At 66.0% G+C, this 17,355-nt stretch carries 19 protein-coding genes; 7 read left to right on the top strand and 12 right to left on the bottom strand.

What is annotated here, in order from left to right:
* Nucleotides 1-627 precede the first annotated feature (627 nt).
* Together F9K34_RS10820 and thyX are read right to left on the bottom strand one after the other, a co-directional pair.
* Entirely contained in the window at nucleotides 628-1,323 is a 696-nt protein-coding gene (locus F9K34_RS10820) for a hypothetical protein (RefSeq protein WP_291336977.1), read from the bottom strand.
* Between the two features lie 29 nt (nucleotides 1,324-1,352).
* A complete protein-coding gene (gene thyX, locus F9K34_RS10825) occupies nucleotides 1,353-2,258 on the bottom strand; it encodes an FAD-dependent thymidylate synthase (RefSeq protein WP_291336978.1) in 906 nt (301 codons plus the stop codon).
* A gap of 187 nt (nucleotides 2,259-2,445) precedes the next feature.
* Between thyX and F9K34_RS10830 the strand changes: the two genes are divergently transcribed.
* From F9K34_RS10830 to F9K34_RS10840, 3 genes are read left to right on the top strand one after another with little or no spacing between them, the layout of a single operon-like run.
* Nucleotides 2,446-2,874, top strand: coding sequence for a VOC family protein (locus tag F9K34_RS10830; protein ID WP_291336979.1), 429 nt, complete (start codon nucleotides 2,446-2,448; stop codon nucleotides 2,872-2,874).
* Nucleotides 2,841-3,548, top strand: coding sequence for a DUF1194 domain-containing protein (locus F9K34_RS10835; protein WP_291336980.1), 708 nt, complete (start codon nucleotides 2,841-2,843; stop codon nucleotides 3,546-3,548). Before F9K34_RS10830 ends, F9K34_RS10835 begins: the two co-directional genes overlap by 34 nt.
* Entirely contained in the window at nucleotides 3,545-4,234 is a 690-nt protein-coding gene (locus F9K34_RS10840; RefSeq protein ID WP_291336981.1) for a DUF1194 domain-containing protein, read from the top strand. The genes F9K34_RS10835 and F9K34_RS10840 overlap by 4 nt, the downstream gene beginning before the upstream one ends.
* Nucleotides 4,235-4,271: 37 nt before the next feature.
* On the opposite strand, the gene F9K34_RS10845 is transcribed toward F9K34_RS10840, so the two are convergent.
* The 4 genes from F9K34_RS10845 to F9K34_RS10860 form a co-directional block, all read right to left on the bottom strand.
* Nucleotides 4,272-4,649, bottom strand: coding sequence for a nuclear transport factor 2 family protein (locus F9K34_RS10845; protein WP_291336982.1), 378 nt, complete (start codon nucleotides 4,647-4,649; stop codon nucleotides 4,272-4,274).
* Between the two features lie 81 nt (nucleotides 4,650-4,730).
* Nucleotides 4,731-5,228 (bottom strand): MarR family winged helix-turn-helix transcriptional regulator, encoded by a 498-nt coding sequence (locus F9K34_RS10850; RefSeq protein ID WP_291336983.1) that lies wholly within the window; start codon nucleotides 5,226-5,228, stop codon nucleotides 4,731-4,733.
* 83 nt (nucleotides 5,229-5,311) lie between these two features.
* Nucleotides 5,312-5,581: a succinate dehydrogenase assembly factor 2 gene (locus F9K34_RS10855; protein WP_291336984.1), complete on the bottom strand. Its 270-nt coding sequence runs from the start codon at nucleotides 5,579-5,581 to the stop codon at nucleotides 5,312-5,314.
* Nucleotides 5,578-5,988 (bottom strand): helix-turn-helix domain-containing protein, encoded by a 411-nt coding sequence (locus tag F9K34_RS10860; protein WP_291336985.1) that lies wholly within the window; start codon nucleotides 5,986-5,988, stop codon nucleotides 5,578-5,580. The genes F9K34_RS10855 and F9K34_RS10860 overlap by 4 nt, the downstream gene beginning before the upstream one ends.
* 87 nt (nucleotides 5,989-6,075) lie before the next feature.
* Between F9K34_RS10860 and F9K34_RS10865 the strand changes: the two genes are divergently transcribed.
* Nucleotides 6,076-7,278, top strand: coding sequence for a pyridoxal phosphate-dependent aminotransferase (locus tag F9K34_RS10865; protein WP_291336986.1), 1,203 nt, complete (start codon nucleotides 6,076-6,078; stop codon nucleotides 7,276-7,278).
* Nucleotides 7,279-7,286: 8 nt separating this feature from the next.
* Nucleotides 7,287-7,700, top strand: a complete 414-nt coding sequence (locus F9K34_RS10870; protein WP_291336987.1) for a hypothetical protein — start codon at nucleotides 7,287-7,289, stop codon at nucleotides 7,698-7,700.
* A 9-nt stretch (nucleotides 7,701-7,709) separates the two neighbouring features.
* Here F9K34_RS10870 and F9K34_RS10875 read toward each other — a convergent pair whose 3' ends face one another.
* The 3 genes from F9K34_RS10875 to ppk2 all read right to left on the bottom strand — a co-directional run bounded on the left by F9K34_RS10875 (nucleotide 7,710) and on the right by ppk2 (nucleotide 10,921).
* Nucleotides 7,710-9,065, bottom strand: a complete 1,356-nt coding sequence (locus tag F9K34_RS10875; protein ID WP_291336988.1) for an MATE family efflux transporter — start codon at nucleotides 9,063-9,065, stop codon at nucleotides 7,710-7,712.
* 78 nt (nucleotides 9,066-9,143) lie between these two features.
* On the bottom strand, nucleotides 9,144-9,656 hold the full coding sequence (locus tag F9K34_RS10880) for a GNAT family N-acetyltransferase (protein ID WP_291336989.1): 513 nt from the start codon (nucleotides 9,654-9,656) through the stop codon (nucleotides 9,144-9,146).
* Between the two features lie 233 nt (nucleotides 9,657-9,889).
* Nucleotides 9,890-10,921, bottom strand: coding sequence for a polyphosphate kinase 2 (ppk2, locus tag F9K34_RS10885; RefSeq protein WP_291336990.1), 1,032 nt, complete (start codon nucleotides 10,919-10,921; stop codon nucleotides 9,890-9,892).
* A gap of 215 nt (nucleotides 10,922-11,136) precedes the next feature.
* On the opposite strand from ppk2, the gene F9K34_RS10890 reads away from it, so the two are divergent.
* On the top strand, nucleotides 11,137-11,796 hold the full coding sequence (locus tag F9K34_RS10890; protein WP_291336991.1) for a glutathione S-transferase family protein: 660 nt from the start codon (nucleotides 11,137-11,139) through the stop codon (nucleotides 11,794-11,796).
* 6 nt (nucleotides 11,797-11,802) lie between these two features.
* Here the strand turns inward: F9K34_RS10890 and F9K34_RS10895 are convergent, their stop codons facing one another.
* Both F9K34_RS10895 and F9K34_RS10900 read right to left on the bottom strand, forming a co-directional pair.
* Nucleotides 11,803-12,270 (bottom strand): OsmC family protein, encoded by a 468-nt coding sequence (locus F9K34_RS10895; RefSeq protein WP_291336992.1) that lies wholly within the window; start codon nucleotides 12,268-12,270, stop codon nucleotides 11,803-11,805.
* A gap of 11 nt (nucleotides 12,271-12,281) precedes the next feature.
* Nucleotides 12,282-12,884 (bottom strand): SAM-dependent methyltransferase, encoded by a 603-nt coding sequence (locus tag F9K34_RS10900; protein WP_291336993.1) that lies wholly within the window; start codon nucleotides 12,882-12,884, stop codon nucleotides 12,282-12,284.
* Nucleotides 12,885-12,925: 41 nt separating this feature from the next.
* Here F9K34_RS10900 and parE point away from each other — a divergent pair, with 41 nt between their 5' ends.
* Nucleotides 12,926-14,881 carry a DNA topoisomerase IV subunit B gene (gene parE, locus F9K34_RS10905; protein ID WP_291336994.1) on the top strand — a complete coding sequence of 652 codons (1,956 nt, stop codon included), beginning with the start codon at nucleotides 12,926-12,928 and terminating at the stop codon, nucleotides 14,879-14,881.
* 1,217 nt (nucleotides 14,882-16,098) lie between these two features.
* Here the strand turns inward: parE and F9K34_RS10910 are convergent.
* Nucleotides 16,099-17,319, bottom strand: a complete 1,221-nt coding sequence (locus tag F9K34_RS10910; RefSeq protein WP_291336995.1) for a hypothetical protein — start codon at nucleotides 17,317-17,319, stop codon at nucleotides 16,099-16,101.
* Between the last annotated feature and the right edge of the window lie 36 nt (nucleotides 17,320-17,355).

Here is a 17,355-nt window from a genome sequence, read left to right on the forward strand (position 1 = left end):
GTCTTCGCAACGGAGGGGGCGCCCGGCCTGAGGGGTGAGCCGGATCAGGCGACGATCCGGTGGACCGTCGCCCCGGGGAACGCCCGGAGCGAGAGCGGAGGGTGGGGAGGCGTGGAGCCCCCGCCCTGGGGAGCCGATCGGGCGCTGCCCGGTTCGCATCAATGCGTGGGTGGTGTTGCCGGACCACATGCATTGCGTTTGGACCTTGCCGGAGGGGGATGCGGATTTCTCGACGCGGATGGGAGCATCATCAAGGCGCGGTTCACGCGCAGCATCCGTAGGTCGGGGTTCACCCCGACACTTCCACCCCGGAACGGATATGGCGCAAAGGCCGGTCGGGTGAGAGTCGGGGTGAACCCGACCTACACAAGGACGAAGCGCCGGTTTGGCAAAAGCGGTTTTGGGAACACCACATCCGCGATGAGGTCGATTATCGGGCGCATGTGCGGTATTGCTGGATCAACCCGGTCAAGAATGGATTGGTCGAGCGGCCGGAGGATTGGCCGTATTCGTCGTATCGCCGCGACGGCGGCGTGATCCCGTAGGGCGGGGTTCACCCCGCCAAGGCGGCCGCGAAGAGCGGAGCTGTAGCAGAAGATGCCGGGGTGAACCCCGGCCTACGGGGTGCTACGGCTTGCCAATGCGCTCCAAACAGTATCGAAGAAACTCTTCGACATTCGGAAGCAGCCCCGCGTCATAGGGCGCTTCGTCTTTGGACTTGGTGTAGCGCATTGGCTTGACGGTAGGCCCGACGTTTCCACTCACTCCAAACGAGTTCTGTTCACCCCTGACTGCATGCTCAAACAGCCTGTTCCTGACGAGCTTCACCCCAATGAATTTGGAGCCCTTCTTACCGAGAAGTTCCTGTTCAATTCGATCCCACAGTTTGCTTGCGGCGTAGTAGAATGCCTGAAGTTCGTCGCCCAACTTGCGCTGGGCCTCATCCCCCTCTCCTGTTGAAAGTGGATTTGGCACAACAGCTCTTGGCACGAAGGCCGCCATCTTTTGTGATCCCACAACCGTGATTGGGACGTTTGGATCAGCGCGATTGACCTTTAATAGTGGCTTACGCTCGCCATCCACCAAACCATAGAATGTTTCTGTTTCCGGATCGTAATCGAACGGATCGTGAAAGGCCGCGAGGCAAGCATCGTTGAGTTCCATGCACATGCGAAATCGCGATCTGAGACCGCCAATGCCGACGAGAATACTTTCGATCACTCCGCTCGCTCCACCGGATTCGTCAAGAACGCTCCCTAGCCGCCCACAAATGTCGTCGAACGCTGCCTCGATCTCCCTTATGTCAGTAATAACGGTTCCCATGCCCCCAACCTTGAATTGCAAGCCCTAACTCACCCCCAAACCCCCTCGAACTCCCGCCATTCGCCCTTCGACATCCCGCTCGTCTCCTGCGTCACAGTCTCCCCCGCCAGCCGCCGCTTCAACACCTCCACGGCCTTGCCGCTCAGCGTCACCCCGCCCAGCCGGTAATCCTCGAACGCCCCATAAGCCAGCGGCACCCAGTCGCGGGCGATGCCGCACATCACCTCGGCATAGGCCCTGATCTCGTACTGCGCGTGTTCGTCGGCCCTGAGCCTGAGGAAGTGGAAGAGGTTGTGCAGGTCGATCTTCCAGTACCACTGGGTATAGACGTTCGCGGGCAGGTTCATCCGGGCGAGTTCGCGCGCGAGGCCCTTCTGGCCCTCCTGGCTCAGCATGTCCTCGTAATGGTCATAGGCGCGCATCGCGTCGTCGCGCAGGAGGTCGAGCACGCGCTGCGCCTCCGCGCCCTCCAGGAGTTCCCCCCTGCCCTGGTTGTTCACCGTCGACTGGGCGGCAAGCTGCGACGGTTCGGGGATGTAGAACTCACGGTCGAGGATCGAGTAGCGGGCGGAGTATTCGTTGACGTTGGCGGTGCGGTGGCGGATCCACTGGCGGGCGACGAAGACGGGGAGTTTGACGTGGAGCTTGACCTCGCACATCTCGAACGGGGTGGAGTGCCAGTGGCGCATGAGGTAGCGGATCAGGCCCTCGTCGTTCTGGACGTGCTTGGTGCCGGCGCCGTAGGAGACGCGGGCGGCCTGGACGATGGCGCTGTCGTCGCCCATGTAGTCGATGACGCGGATGAAGCCGTGGTCAAGGACTTCGTGCGCGACATAGAGGTGCTTTTCCATTCCTTCCGAGGTCGCGCGGAGCGTCGGGCGCGCGTGGCTGCGGGCCTCGGCGATCTCGGCCTCCTGTTCGGGCGTGAGCGTCATGGGGAAGTCCTCCGGTGTCACGAATCGTATCCACTATATCTATGGGTGAGCGGCGTGATAACCACGATGGGCGGTGGTCATTCCGAAATTTGATGGACGTGCGCCCCGGCCGGGGCCGGGCGGCGCTTGGCGGCGGGGGGGCGGACCTGCTAGGCTTCGGCGAAAACCGACGGAAGGGAGGCGCAGGATGGCACTGAAATACCTGCACACGATGGTGCGCGTGATGGACCTGGAGAAGTCGATGGCCTTCTACCGGCTCCTCGGGCTTCAGGAGACGCGGCGCTACGAGAGCCGCGAGGGGCGCTTCACGCTCGTCTTCATGGCCCCGCCCGGCCAGCCGGAGTGCCCGGTCGAACTGACCTGGAACTGGGACGGCGACACCGGCCTGCCCTCCGACAGCCGCCACTTCGGCCACCTCGCCTACGAGGTCGACGACATCTACGCCACCTGCGCCCATCTCCAGGCGAACGGCGTGACGATCAACCGCCCCCCGCGCGACGGGCACATGGCCTTCGTCCGCTCGCCCGACAATATCTCCATCGAGCTTCTGCAGAAGGGTCAGGCCAGGGCGCCGGAGGAGCCGTGGGCAAGCATGGGCAATACCGGGCACTGGTAGGGATTCTCGCCCTCCTCTCCCCCGGCCCCGCGGCAGCGGAGTGCCGGCTCGCACTCCTGCTCGCGCTCGACATCTCGGCCTCGGTGGACGCGCGCGAGGACGGTCTCCAGCGCGGCGGCCTCGCCCGCGCGCTCCTTGCGCCGGCGGTGCAGGATGCCTTCCTTGCGGACCCCGACCGTCCGGTCTGGCTCGCGGTCTACGAATGGAGCGGACGTTTCGCGCAAGCGGAGCTCCTGCCCTGGCTGGAGATCGCCTCGGCCGAGGACCTTTTGCTCGCCGCCGCCGCCATCGCCGGCAGCGAACGCAGCCGAGACGACCAGCCGACAGCGCTCGGCAATGCGCTCGGGCACGCGGCCACGCGCTTCCGCGCCGGGCCGGACTGCGCCGCGCGCACGCTCGACGTCGCGGGCGACGGGCGCAACAACGACGGCTTCTCGCCCGCATCGGCCTACCGCGCCTTCGATTTCGACGGGATCACGGTGAACGGGCTTGCCGTCGCGGTCGGCGAGGCCGGCGTGGCGGATTACTACCGCGCCGAAGTCATCCGCGGACCCGGCGCCTTTGTGATCGAGGCCGAGAACTTCCGCGACTACGAACGCGCGATGCGGGCGAAGCTGCTGCGCGAACTGCAGGGGCCGGTGATCGGCTGGCTCGCCCCCGGTGGCCGGGAATGATCCGTGCGGCGCTCGTTCTGCTCGCCCTCGCGCCGGCGCCCGCCGCGGCGGCATGCCGGCTCGCGCTCGCGCTCGGGATCGACGTTTCACGCTCGGTCGATGCGCGCGACTATGCGATCCAGAAGGAGGGGCTGATCGCCGCGCTCGCCGATCCGGTGATCGTCGCCGCCTTCCTCAAGCCCGAGGACCGCGTGGCCTTCGCCGTCTACGAGTGGTCGGGCCAGGCGCACCAGGACGTGATCGTGGACTGGACAATGGTCGGGACGCCGGCCGACCTGGAGCGGATCCGCGCCGCCATCGCCGGCCATGTGCGCGAGCAAGACTTCCTGCCGACCGGCCTTGGCGCCGCCCTCGCCTTCGGGCGCGACCTCATGGCGCGCGCGCCCGACTGCCTCGCGCAGACGCTCGACATATCCGGCGACGGGCGCTCGAACGACGGGCAGATGCCGGAGGAGGTCTACGCGGCCGAGGATTTCGGCGAGATGCTGGTGAACGGCCTTCCGATCGGCGGGCACGAGGCCGACATCGCCATCTACTACCGGACCCGGGTGATCCGCGGGCAAGGCGCCTTCGTCGAGACCGCCCGCACCCAGGACGACTTCCCCCGCGCGATCCGCCGGAAGCTGGAGAAGGAGCTGACCGAGCAGCTCATCGGGCGCCTGCCGGGCGGCGGGGCACGGGGATAAGGCGCCACCGCGCGCGGCCCCGCCCGCGGCCGACGTCTCAGGCAAGGATCTTCCAGTAGGAATCCTTCCGCACCACCTTTCCGCCCCGGAAGGTGTAGAAGTCGCATCCCCGGACACAGATCCTTTCGCCGGAAGGCGTCGTCCCGGTCAGGAGCCATTTCGACATGCCCGTGTCCCCCGCGACGAAGTGCTCGACCTCGCCGTAGTGAACGTCCGGCGTGGTCTCGAAGCGGGTCATCAACCCGCGCCGGACCTCGTCCCGTCCGACGAAGCGGCTCCCGTGCGGCTCTGACCCGCGTGGCAGGTCCAGGCTGCAATCCTCCGCGAAGAACCCCATGATCCTGTCGATGTCATGGGCGTTGAATGCGCTGGAAAGCTCGTCGAGCACGGCGCGTATGGATGCGTCGTCCGGCACTTCGCTCCCTCCCGTTCCACCGCTGATGCGGGGCCGATCATAGCACGGACCGGTGCGGCGCGCGACGGAGCCGACCCCTGCTCAGTAAATGTACCGGATCTGGTCGGTCCAGAACCGCTCCAGCCGCCGGAGGACCGCGTTGACGTCCTCGCCGGCGGGGAAGCCGATGACGCCGCGGGCTTCCAGAAGGTCGGCATGGCGGCGGAAGAGCGCGGCGACCGACTCACGCACCGCCCGGCCCTTTCCGGTCAGCCGGACCCGGACCGAGCGGCGGTCCGCCTCGCTGCGCTCATGGTGCATGTAGCCCAACTCCACAAGCTTCTTGAGGTTGTAGCTGACGTTCGAGCCCTGATAGTAGCCGCGGCTCTTCAGCTCCCCGGCGCTCACCTCGTTCTCTCCGACGTTGAAGAGAAGCAGCGCCTGCACCGCGTTGATCTCGATCTGGCCGAGCCGCTCGAACTCGTCCTTGATCACGTCGAGCAGGAGCCGGTGCAGCCGCTCGACGAGGCCGAGCGTCTCCAGATAGCCTGCATGGCTGCCGCCGCGCGGGCGCTCCTCGACGATTGCGTGCAGGCTCATCTCTCTCTCCGCCGTCTGCTCCTAGCGGGGCAGACTGGGCGGAAAGGGGAAAATTTCGGTTAAGCCCGAAAGGAGCCAAAAGATCAGGCGACCCGACCGGCCCGCGCAAAGGCCGCGACCTCGGCGACAAGCGCGCCGAACCGCGCGGGCGCCGGGACCGCGCCGGTGATCCAGGGATAGAGGTCCTGGTCGTTCTCCGACAGGAACGCATCGTAGAGATCGAGCGTCGCGGCATCCATCGCAGCAAGCCGCGCCTCGGCGAAGGGGCCAAGGATCAGGTCCATCTCCTTCGTGCCGCGCCGCCAGGACCGCATGGTCATGCGCTTCAGCCGGGTCTCGCGCGCCTCGATCATGCCGCCTCCCGCGCCAGTGCCAGCTTCAACCGCGCCTCCAGCCGGCCGAGGCGCTCGCTCAGCGACCCGAAGCCTGCGCGCACCTCGCGCATCTCGGCAAGAAGCTCGACCGCCTCCTCCGGGATCTCGCGGCGTTCATCGGGCGGGACGACACCGGCGCCCTCCCCGGTCAGGAGCCAGATCAGCGAGACGTTGAGCATCCCGGCCAGCATCTGCACCCGATTGGCGCGCGGCTCCATCATGTCGTTTTCCCAGGCCTGCACGGTCTTCAGCCTTACGCCGAGCCGCTGGGCCAGATCGCGGCTCGTAAGACCGGCGGCCTCTCGCGCCGCCGTCAGTCGGTCGCCGAAGGTGGCGGTTGGCTCGCTGTACCAGTTTGCGGTCTCTGCGGTTGCGTCCTTGGTCATAGCCTCTCCTTTCCGATGTCGCTTGAACGGGACGGGCGGCCACCTTAAGACATGGCCCCGGCGATTACAAACCGGAGCCCCCCGACCATGGCCTTCCTCTCCGACACGCTGGCGCGCGTGAAGCCCTCCCCGACCATCGCGGTGACCAACAAGGCGCGGGAACTGAAGGCCGCGGGCAAGGACGTGATCGGCCTCGGCGCGGGCGAGCCCGACTTCGACACGCCCGACAACATCAAGGCCGCCGCCAAGCGCGCCATCGACGAGGGCAAGACGAAATACACCGCAGTCGACGGCATCCCCGAGCTGAAGGAAGCGATCTGCCGGAAGTTCGAGCGCGAGAACGGCCTGAGCTACAAGCCCAGCCAGATCACCGTCGGAACGGGGGGCAAGCAGACGCTCTACAACGCGCTGGTGGCGACGCTCAATCCTGGCGACGAGGTCATCGTCCCGGCACCTTACTGGGTCAGCTATCCCGACATGGTGCTTCTTGCGGGCGGCACGCCGGTCCCGGTCGAATGCGGGATCGAGTCGAACTTCAAGCTGACACCGGAAAAGCTCGCGGCGGCGATCACGCCGAAGACCAAGTGGTTCATCTTCAACTCGCCCTCGAACCCGACGGGCGCGGCCTATTCCAGAAGCGAACTCAAGGCCCTGACGGACGTTCTTCTCAAACATCCCCAGGTCTGGATCATGTCGGACGACATGTACGAGCACCTCGTCTTCGACGATTTCGAATTCGTCTCGCCCGCGCAGATCGAACCCCGCCTCTATGACCGCACGCTGACCTGCAACGGCGTATCCAAGGCCTATGCGATGACCGGCTGGCGGATCGGCTATGCGGCCGGTCCGGCCGATCTCATCAAGGCGATGGGGACAGTCCAGTCGCAATCCACGTCCAACCCCTGTTCGATCGCGCAATATGCCGCGGTCGAGGCGCTGAACGGCCCGCAGGGCTTTCTGGCCGAGAACAAGGTGACCTTCCAGCGCCGCCGCGATCTTGTCGTGTCGATGCTGAACCAGGCCAAGGGCATCAGGTGCCCCCGCCCCGAAGGCGCCTTCTACGTCTATCCCGACATTTCGGGCTGCATCGGCAAGACGAGCGAGGGCGGCACGAAGATCGGCAACGACGAGGATTTCGCCACGGCGCTGCTGGATGAGACGGGCGTCGCCGTCGTCTTCGGTGCGGCCTTCGGGGTTTCGCCGAACTTCCGGGTCAGCTACGCTACCTCGGACGCGGCGCTGGAAGAGGCCTGCCGGCGGATCCAGACGTTCTGCGCGGGGCTGCGCTGAGGGACGACATGCCAGGCGATCTGCCGGACTACTTCTTCCGCATCCGCGAGAACGGCGCGGCGGTCTTCCGGGTCGATACGGAAAACCGCCAGCGGCGGATCGAGATGGACCAGATCGCCGTCGTCAACGTGAAGAACGGCGAGATCAAGCCCCACGGCGACCGCGCGCTTTCGGACGCCGATCTCGCCACGATCCGCGACTGGATGACGGCGCGGACCGAGCTTCTGGCCCGCCGCGACATCGACGATATCCACCGGGCAGTGGATCACCTGAACCTGACCGCGCAATGGGCGCAGTCGAAGGCCACGGACGCCCAGCTCAACGCGGTGACGGACGCTTTGCTTCTCGCCATGCACGACCTGCGCTCCGTGCTTGTGCGGCGCAAGGCAGACCGGTTGATGAAGGCCGCCGGCGAGGGCTGACGCGGCGTTTCAGGCGGCCGACCGGACGCCGTCGGCGGCGTGCCGGCCAAGCCACGGCCCCCGCCAGAACCGCGCCATGAGCAGCGCGCCGGCGAAGACGAGCCCGACGACGAGGCCGAGCCAGACGCCGACGCCGCCGAGGCCGAACCGGAACGCGAGCACATAGCTCGACGGGATGCCGATCAGCCAGTAGCCGACCGAGGCGATGACCATGGGTCCCCGCGTGTCATGCACGCCGCGCAGGAGGCCGAGCGCCATGACCTGCGCCGCATCGGCAAGCTGGAAGAGCGCGGCGACGGCCAGCAGCGTGGCGCCATAGGCGAGGATCGCCGGTGTCTCGGGATTGGCCGCATCGAGGAAGAGGCCGACGAGGACCTCTGGCACCGCGAGGAATCCCGCGACCACGGCCCCCGCCGAGACCATGACGAGGGCGATCGCCGCAAGCGCCCCGTCGCGCAGGCCGCGCCGGTCGCCGGTGCCGATCGCCCGGCCCGCGCGCACCGTCGCGGCATTGGCGAGGCCGAGATAGACCATGAACGAGATCGCCCCGAGTTGCAGCGCGATCCCGTGGGCGGCGAGTTCCTTCGTGCCGATCCAGCCCATCATCAGCGCCGCCGTCTCGAACATGCCCGCCTCGAAGAGACCGGTCATCCCGATCGGCCAGCCGAGCCGCCAGACCAGGGCAAAGGAAGGCCAGTCGGGGCGCCAGAAGCGGACGAAGAGCCGGAACCGCGCCAGCGCCGGGTCGAGGCCCGCGACCGCCGCGAGGATGCCGAAGGTGAGGACCTGTGTCGCCACGCTCGCGAGCGCCGCCCCGCGGACACCGAGTTCGGGCGCGCCCCAGTTGCCGAAGATCAGGGCCCAGTTCAGCGCCGCGTTCAGCGCCGCGCCGGCAAGCGTCGCCCAGAGGACCACTCCAGCCCGCTCCACCGAGGACAGGAAGCTCTTCATCGCCATGATGAGGAGCGCCGGCACCATGCCCGCCCCTGCGACCCTGAGGTAGTCCTGCGACAGCGCCGCCACGTCCGGCGCCTGGCCGAGCGCGACGAGCAGGGGGCCCGACCACCAGAGGGCGGGATAGACCGCGAGGCCGTAGAGGATCGAGAGCCAGAGCGCCATCCGCGTGTCGCGCCTCACCTGCGTCTCGTCCCCGCGGCCGAGTGCGACGGCTACCATCGGCATCACCGCCTGCGCGAAGCCGGAGCCGAGGATGAAGAAGATGAAGAAGGTCGCGCCGCCGAGAACCACGGCCGCAAGTTCGGTGACGCCGTACCAGCCGACCATCACCGTGTCGGTGACATGCAGCGCGATCTGCGCGAGATGCGACCCCGCAAGCGGCAGGCCAAGGGCCAGAACCGCCTTCATGTGCGCCGGAATTGATGTCCGATCCTCTCTCATCCCCGAGCCTTACGCCCGGGCGCGGGCAAGGTCCAGCCCGGCCGGTCAGTGGCTCCGGGCGCGCCAAACGCCGGCCGCAGGCAGCAGCAGGCGCGCCTCGACCAGCGTCGCGTCGCCGTCCGGTGCACGAACGAACCCCGCGCGGAGTGCGATCTTGCGCATCGCCGCGTTGCCCGGAAGGTAGAAGAGCGTGATCTCCTCCGCGCCCCGAAGGCTTGCCTCGCGCAGTGCCCGACCGACGAGCGCCGCGCCGATGCCCCTCCGCTGCCAGCCGTCCTCGACCGAAACCGAAATCTCCGCCCCGGTGCGCAAGTCCCGGCGCAGGTGGACTTCGGCCATGCCGCGCGTCTCGCCGCCGACCCGTGCCTCGACGACCGCAGCGGGCGCGGTCCGGGCCGCGTGCCGGGCCAGCGCCTCGTCCGGCATCCAGACGAAGAACCTGTTTCGCCGCGCCTCGGGCGAGAGTCGTGTCAGGTGCACCAGAAGCTTGCTTCGCCAGCTGTACGGGAGCACCGGCGAACCTTCCAGTTCGAGGATTTCGTGCCGCGATGCCCGCATCGTGCCACCTGTTCTTTTTCTGCGACTGCATTGCTGCAACGCAGAAACAGGATGCCACCGAACGGCACGAATTCCCATAGCGGATCGCAGATCATCTCCAAGCGGAGCCATGCGCTGCGCGAAAACCGGAAAACTTTCCTTTCAGGGCAAGGCAATAGAGTCCGCTGCTGCCGCCGGGACCTCAGGCATGACGTGACGTCCTCCAACGCTTTCCCGCCCCGCCATGGGGCCGGTCACGGCGCGACGCCGGCCTCCCCCGGCGTGACACCGGGCTTGGCCGCCGTCTCCGCGTGGTTCACCCGCCGCAGATCCGGGTGGAGCGATGCGCCCAGGATATGGTCCGAACCATGCACCACGTGGCTCGCCCGCCCGACGATCATCGGATCGGGCGGCAGTACCACCGAGAGGTCCTTGCCGGGATAGTCCATCGAGGCAAGGAAATGGCGCATGCAGTTCAGCCGCGCCCGCTTCTTGTCGTCGGACTTCACAATTGCCCAGGGCGCGTCGGCGGTGTCGGTGTAGAAGAACATCGCCTCCTTCGCCTCGGTGTAGTCGTCCCATTTGTCGAGGCTCGCCTTGTCGATGGGAGAGAGCTTCCAGCGTTTCAGGGGATCGGTATCCCGCGCGAGGAAACGCCGCCTCTGTTCTTCCCGGGTGACCGAGAACCAGTACTTGTAAAGCCGGATGCCGGACCGTACGAGCATCCGCTCGAACTCGGGCGCCTGCCGCATGAATTCGAGGTACTCGCTCGGGGTGCAGAAGCCCATCACCCGCTCCACCCCGGCGCGGTTGTACCAGCTGCGGTCGTAGAAGACCATTTCACCCGCCGTCGGCAGATGGGCGATGTAGCGCTGGAAGAACCACTGGCCCTTCTCGACGTCCGAGGGCTTGGTCAGCGCGCAGACACGGGCGTAGCGCGGATTCAGATGCTCCATGAAGCGCTTGATCGTGCCGCCCTTGCCGGCCGCATCGCGGCCCTCCATCAGGATGATGAACTTCTGGCCGGTATCCTGCGCCCAGATCTGGACCTTCAGAAGCTCGGCCTGCAACTTCGCCTTCTCAGCCTCATAGGCGCGGATGCCCATCTTCTGGGAGTAGGGATAGGTTCCGGATTCAAATGCATGCCGGATCACATCGGCATCGACGACGGGAAAGACCTTCGGTCCTGCCTTTCCGGCCGGTGCTGCGGACTTGGCCGGCGCCGCTGCTCCCTGCGCCTCGACCAGAGCCGCCTCGCTCGTCATCCCCTCCACCAGTTCCGCCATCCTCTCCCTCCGGGCCTGTCAAGAAACCTGCGAAGTATGCCACCGGACAGCTTTCGGCGCCTTGACCCGTGTCAAATCTGCGCATGACGCGCCGCCGGTGCGGCACCCCGACCCTATTGATCTGCGTCAGTCGCCGCGCCAAGCTTCCGGCGACGATGGGATGCCCGCATTGGCGGCGCAGCGACATCGGCATCCACTGGGGACCGGAGACTTCCATGCTGACCATCTACGGCGTCTATCGCAGCCGCGCCTCGCGCAACTTCTGGCTTCTCGCCGAGCTCGGGATGGAGTTCGAGCATGTCCCGGTGATCCAGGCCTACCGCCTGCCCGACCCCACCGCCGAGGATGCGCCCTTCCACACCCAGTCGCCGGGCTTCCTCTCGATCAGCCCCGCCGGCGCCGTTCCGGTCCTGCGAGACGGCGATTTCGTGCTGTCGGAGTCGCTTGCCATGAACCTCTACATCGCACGCAAGGCGGGCGGCCCCCTCGCCCCGGCCGACGAGCGCGAGAACGCGCTGATGGAGCAATGGGCGCTCTATGGCGCCACGTCGATCGAGGCGCATGCACTCGCCGTCCTCTACGCCCACGCCGAGGGTCGGGCGAAGACGCCCGAGGGTGAGGCCGAGATCGCCGCCGAGGTCGCGCGGCTCCGTCGCCCGCTCGGCGTGGTGAACTCGCATCTGCGCGAGCACGGAAACATGGTCGGCAGCCGCTTCACCGTCGCCGACATCAACATGGCCGAGATCCTGCGCTACGCCCAGGCGGAGCCCGGCCTTATCGCGGGCTACCCCGCCATCGAGGCCTGGCTCGCCGCCTGCCAGGCCCGGCCAGGCTTCAAGGCGATGTGGGACAAGCGGCTCGCCGAACCGGCGTGAGGCCGTTCAGTCCGCTTCTAGATAGCGGGCGGCATGGGCCACGGGGAAGCTGACCGACCGCGCGATGAAACAGACCGCGTGGATGCGGCCGTGGATCGCATCTGCCGCGACGAAGTCCGTGCCCTTCGCCACCGTGATCTCGGGCCGAAGCTCCGCCGAGAGGAACCGCCCCGCACCAGACGGCAGGCTCTCGCCCCGCCCGAAGGGCCGGTCGCGGTAGCCCGTCACGACGATGCCCGCGTCGGAGGCATAGTGCAGGTACCACAGCATGTGGCAGGCCGAGAGCGCCGAGAGGAGGAGGTCCTCCGGGTTCATCTTCGCCGGGTCGCCGCCCAGCGCGGGATCGTTCGAGCAGTGCACCACCGCCTTGCCGGGCACCGCGATGTCCCAGGTCCGGTCATAGCTGCGATAGCTCCGCGTCCCCTCGCCCCGGTTGCCGGTCCAGACGATCTCGCTCGTGAAGTCGTGTCCCATGGCCTCGCTCCTCAGCCCCCCTGCCCCGGCTTTCGCGCGACGAAGTCGATCAGCGCCGAACGCCCCGAATGGCCTCGCCCCTCGTCCACCTCGGCGTCGAAATCCTCGGCCCTCAGCACCTCGTAACCGGCGAAGGCCTGCCGCAGCAGCGGCAGCGTGTACATGTTCTCCTCGAAGGGCGGCCCGCCGGTGCCGTAACCCACCTGCCGCGGCGCATAGCCGTGGAGGAGGAGAAGCCCGCCGGGCTTGAGCGCACGGTCGATCCGGGTGAAGAGGCGCGCCCGCTCCTCGGGTCCGACGAACTGGATGAAGATGCCCGCCACAACGTCGAAGACCCGCGCCCAGTCCCAGCCGTCGAGGTCGGACAGGTGGTAATCCACCGCCACCCCGCGGCTCGCCGCCAGCTTGCGCGCCTTGGCAAGCGCGTTCGGCGCCGGGTCGAAGGCCGCGACCTTCAGCCCCTGCTCGGCCAGCCAGACCGAATTGCGCCCCTCGCCGTCGGCGATCGCCAGCGCTGTCGCCCCGGGGCTCAGCCGCTCCGCCGCGCGCCGCAGGAAGGCCGCGGGCTCGGTCCCGAAGAGATAGTCGTCTCCCGCGTAGCGTTCGTTCCACATGGACCATCTCCTGTGCGGCCAACCAGAACCAGAGCAGCATCATGGCCGACGACCTCCTTTCCGCCCGCGCCGACGACTACAACGCCGCCTCCATCGAGGTGCTGGAGGGGCTGGAGCCTGTCCGCAAGCGGCCCGGAATGTATATCGGCGGCACCGACGAACGGGCGCTGCATCACCTCGTCGCGGAAATCCTCGACAACTCGATGGACGAGGCGGTGGCGGGCTTCGCAACCCGCATCGAGGTGGAACTGCACGCCGACCATGCCGTCACCATCCGCGACAACGGCCGCGGCATCCCGGTGGACCCGCACCCGAAGTTCCCCGGCAAATCGGCGCTCGAGGTCATCCTCTGCACGCTCCATGCCGGCGGCAAGTTCTCCGGCAAGGCCTACGAGACCTCCGGCGGCCTGCACGGGGTCGGCGCCTCGGTGGTGAACGCGCTGTCGGATTCCCTGGTGGTCGAGGTGGCGCGCAACAAGGAACTTTACGAGCAGCGCTTCTCCCGCGGCGTCCCCCTCGGCCCGGTGACGAAGGTCGGCGCCGCACCGAACCGCCGCGGCACCTCCGTCACCTTCCACGCCGACGAGGAGATCTTCGGCCACCACCGCTTCCGGCCCGCCCGACTTCTGAAGATGGTCCGCTCGAAGGCCTACCTCTTCTCGGGCGTCGAGATCCGCTGGAAATCCGCCATCGACGACGGCGAGACGCCGATGGAGGCCACCTTCCACTTCCCCGGAGGCCTGGCCGACTACCTCAGCGAAAGCCTCGCCGGCGCCTCGACCTATGCCGACCGCCCCTTCGCCGGCAAGGTCGGATTCCAGGACAAGTTCGGCGAACCCGGCTCGGTCGAATGGGCGATCAACTGGACGCCGGCGCGGGACGGCTTCATCCAGTCCTACTGCAACACCGTGCCGACGCCCGAGGGCGGCACCCACGAGGCCGGCTTCTGGGCGGCGATCCTGAAGGGCATCCGCGCCTATGGCGAGCTTGTCGGCAACCGGAAATCCGCCCAGATCACCCGCGAGGACCTCCTGACCGGGGGCTGCGCGCTCGTCTCCTGCTTCATCCGCGAGCCGCAGTTCGTCGGCCAGACCAAGGATCGCCTCTCGACCGAATCCGCCGCGCGGATGACCGAGGGCGCGGTGCGCGACCATTTCGACAACTGGCTCGCCGCCGACACCAGGTCCGCCGGCGCCATCCTCGACTTTCTCGTGCTCAGGGCCGAGGAGCGGCTGCGACGCAAGCAGGAGAAGGAGACGGCGCGCAAGACCGCAACGAAGAAGCTGCGCCTGCCGGGCAAGCTGGTCGACTGCTCCAGCCAGAGCCGCGAGGGGACGGAGCTTTTCATCGTCGAGGGCGACTCGGCCGGCGGCAGCGCCAAGATGGCGCGCGAACGGACGACCCAGGCGCTCCTGCCGCTCAGGGGCAAGATCCTCAACGTCCTCGGAGCCGCCTCCTCGAAGCTCGGCACCAACCAGGAGATCAACGACCTCGCCCAGGCGCTCGGCGTCGGGCTCGGTACCAGGTTCCGGATCGACGACCTGCGCTACGAGAAGGTCATCATCATGACCGACGCCGACGTCGACGGCGCGCATATCGCCTCGCTCCTGATGACCTTCTTCTTCACCCAGATGCGGCCGCTGATCGACAAGGGCCACCTCTACCTCGCCTGCCCGCCGCTCTACCGGCTGACCCAGGGCGCGCGGCGGCTCTACGTGGCCGACGACGCCGAGAAGGAGGAGTGGCTCGCCAGGGGCCTCGGCGGCAAGGGCAAGATCGACGTCCAGCGCTTCAAGGGCCTGGGCGAGATGGACGCCAAGGACCTCAAGGACACCACGATGAACCCCGAGACGCGGAAGCTGATCCGGGTGTCGATCGACGAGGACGAGCCGGGCGAGACCTCGGACCTCGTGGAGCGGCTGATGGGCAAGAAGCCCGAACTGCGGTTCCAGTACATCTCCGAGAACGCACGGTTCGTCGAGGAGCTGGATGTCTGAGGGCTGAACCGCCCCGCGCCGCGAAGGGACGTGCCTTTCGGGCCGGCGTCTACCATCGCTGGGGGCATCTGTGACATCTGGTGGACTGACGCCCGGTCCCTGCGAGATATGGTTGATCGGCGAGGCGATCCGCGCTATGGATCGGGCACAGGTGCTACGGACGCGGAAAGTAACCCTGACGGGAACGGGACCCCTATCGCTGGCGGGTCCCGTTTCTTTTGCGGGGGCGCGGAATCAGAAAAGGCGCCAGGTGCTCGGACGCGGTCCTTGCACGGGTCTTGCGACCCCCCTGACGCCTTCCTGACAGGTCGACCCGTTTCCGGGCATTCCCATCCAGAGGCCCTTGCGAACCCCTGTCGCCACGGCAGCCCGAAGACCCTCCGCAGCCGCCCCGACCCTTTCCCCGCTGGTGCGCCAGGTCCGAGACCCGTCACATTCGCGCTCGTCCGTACACTTTCGGGGTTCCGAACCGGATTTGCACCCGGCCTTCCCGCCCGCAGCCGCCCGGAGGCCGTTGCGCCCGTCCGGTGTCTCGCGATCCGGTGCGGTAAGGGAAGGTTGGCCGGGGCGAGGTGAGTCGCGCAAGGAAATTTGACCGCGCCCGGCAAGATTCCGGGGGATAAAACATTGATTTTCCTTGTGGATATCCTGTGGAGAAGTCGATTTGATCAGCGTTTGGGCCGGGTTGCGGGGGGATGTGAAGGCGGCGCGGGGCGACTGCGCGACCCGGGCTTGACCCGGGACCCCTGCGCAGGTTGCGGGCGAGGCCCCGGATCGGGTCCGGGGCGCAGGGAGTTTGGCCCGGAGGACCGGAACGAAGCGTGCCAGTGGCACATATCACGGGCCGATTGGCCGAAGCGCGAGCGGAGGCCAAGGGGCTATCGGTAGCACCATCGGTTGAAATCGGGGCGCGTCTGCCTGGGGTGTGGTGGGATCAAGAAGGCGTCCGGTGGACGCCTTCCCCACCGAACGCCCGCCCGCGTCGGGCGGGCCGGGAGCGCGCGGTAACGCGCCTGCCGGGGGGTGATGAGGGATGAGCAAAGGTCCGGTGGACCTTTGCCCCGAAGAACGCCGCGCCCGTGGCGCGGCCGGGTGGCAGGCGCGGCCGTCGAGGCGGTGCCTCGACTTGTCGACGGACAAATCGGGCGGGTGTGGGGGGTGACGATTAAGGATGTAGCGGGGTGAACCCCGACCTATGGCTTGCGACGTCCAGTGCGTTATTCGTCAAACGCAAAATCAGATTCATCTGCCCACTTCATATAAAATCTCAGAAATGGATCCGTGAGATATAGATAGTCTTTTGACCATTCCAGCACCGGCTCACCGCGTATCTTTTTTCTGGCGATTGTTTCCATATGGCCAAGCGCGCTCGAAACTTCATGTTTTTGCGGTATGTCGATCTCACGCAAAACATCCTTCAAGGCATCTCGGATATCATCATAGTGTAATTTTGACTTTGGGCCGGTCTTTCCAACAGCCAAAAGTATCGCTTGATAGATATCCAATGACCCAGATCCGTCCTTTTTTCGGCGAGGATTCCTCTTAGATCTGGATTGCGGCCCCTTAGCAAGCTTCTCAAAAGTTGGAAAGCCAAATTGTTTTGCCACATCTTTAAATATATCGACAAGAATTGCGTCAGCCGGGTGGAATTCCCTTTCTGGCTTAATCGTCTCAAGGACCTCATAATGGACGCACAAACGCCCACAGAACCTTTGCATTAACAATGGACTTTGGAGCGCCTCCTCACAAAGGCGGTCTACGCTGGTGGCATCAACACTCATTCCCAACTTTGGAAATCCAACTCTTGGAATTTCCTTCAAATCATCCACAGACCAAGGGGGAATTGTTATGTGCGCATACCGCCCTTCCATTTCTGGTTCAGCGCTAATTGTATCGAAAGCTCGATGCGGCACCGCAATGAATACAGCGGCAAGCCCGGCAAAAATCTCAGACTTCAGAGAACGGACAACCTCTCTCTGAAGTTCATCAGAGAGGTAATGAAAATCATCGACGATAAGGGTTAGACCTCTTTCGCGCATCAACCCGAGTATGTCTTTCTTGGTCGGCGCATGAAACTTTACTGACACGCCACCATGTAGCTGAGATTGAATTCCAATTAAAGCCTTTAAGCTTGCAGTTACCGTTCCGCTAGTTTGCTCCGATTCTTCAATCGGCAGGCGCAACTCTCTTAAAATCGCTCCCCAAAAGTCATCTGACTTCTCGATCTGCCCCCCGTCAATCCAAATACTCTTCGCTTCCGGAATTACTCTCTTGCAGAGAACGGTCTTCCCGGATTTCGTGGGTCCGGTGATTGCAACGATTTTGAACCCCTCGGCAAGGTCAACTCGCAAAGCTTGTTCCAGGGCTAAGTGCTTTCTGTCCACATAGGTTACTGTGGGCATACCTCCAGCTACGAAGACGTCTTTAAGTTTGGCCATCTACCTCCCCCATCCATCCCTATAGCGCCCGTAGAC

Origin of the sequence: Albidovulum sp., assembly GCF_008933605.1 — a bacterium.
Lineage (GTDB): Bacteria > Pseudomonadota > Alphaproteobacteria > Rhodobacterales > Rhodobacteraceae > Albidovulum.

Coding starts and splice junctions, on each gene's coding strand:
- F9K34_RS10820 (WP_291336977.1), bottom strand. CDS start 1,323: ATGGGAACCGTTATTACTGACATAAGGGAGATCGAGGCAGCGTTCGAC.
- thyX (WP_291336978.1), bottom strand. CDS start 2,258: ATGACGCTCACGCCCGAACAGGAGGCCGAGATCGCCGAGGCCCGCAGC.
- F9K34_RS10830 (WP_291336979.1), top strand. CDS start 2,446: ATGGCACTGAAATACCTGCACACGATGGTGCGCGTGATGGACCTGGAG.
- F9K34_RS10840 (WP_291336981.1), top strand. CDS start 3,545: ATGATCCGTGCGGCGCTCGTTCTGCTCGCCCTCGCGCCGGCGCCCGCC.
- F9K34_RS10850 (WP_291336983.1), bottom strand. CDS start 5,228: ATGAGCCTGCACGCAATCGTCGAGGAGCGCCCGCGCGGCGGCAGCCAT.
- F9K34_RS10855 (WP_291336984.1), bottom strand. CDS start 5,581: ATGATCGAGGCGCGCGAGACCCGGCTGAAGCGCATGACCATGCGGTCC.
- F9K34_RS10860 (WP_291336985.1), bottom strand. CDS start 5,988: ATGACCAAGGACGCAACCGCAGAGACCGCAAACTGGTACAGCGAGCCA.
- F9K34_RS10865 (WP_291336986.1), top strand. CDS start 6,076: ATGGCCTTCCTCTCCGACACGCTGGCGCGCGTGAAGCCCTCCCCGACC.
- F9K34_RS10870 (WP_291336987.1), top strand. CDS start 7,287: ATGCCAGGCGATCTGCCGGACTACTTCTTCCGCATCCGCGAGAACGGC.
- F9K34_RS10875 (WP_291336988.1), bottom strand. CDS start 9,065: ATGAAGGCGGTTCTGGCCCTTGGCCTGCCGCTTGCGGGGTCGCATCTC.
- F9K34_RS10880 (WP_291336989.1), bottom strand. CDS start 9,656: ATGCGGGCATCGCGGCACGAAATCCTCGAACTGGAAGGTTCGCCGGTG.
- ppk2 (WP_291336990.1), bottom strand. CDS start 10,921: ATGGCGGAACTGGTGGAGGGGATGACGAGCGAGGCGGCTCTGGTCGAG.
- F9K34_RS10890 (WP_291336991.1), top strand. CDS start 11,137: ATGCTGACCATCTACGGCGTCTATCGCAGCCGCGCCTCGCGCAACTTC.
- F9K34_RS10895 (WP_291336992.1), bottom strand. CDS start 12,270: ATGGGACACGACTTCACGAGCGAGATCGTCTGGACCGGCAACCGGGGC.
- F9K34_RS10900 (WP_291336993.1), bottom strand. CDS start 12,884: ATGTGGAACGAACGCTACGCGGGAGACGACTATCTCTTCGGGACCGAG.
- parE (WP_291336994.1), top strand. CDS start 12,926: ATGGCCGACGACCTCCTTTCCGCCCGCGCCGACGACTACAACGCCGCC.
- F9K34_RS10910 (WP_291336995.1), bottom strand. CDS start 17,319: ATGGCCAAACTTAAAGACGTCTTCGTAGCTGGAGGTATGCCCACAGTA.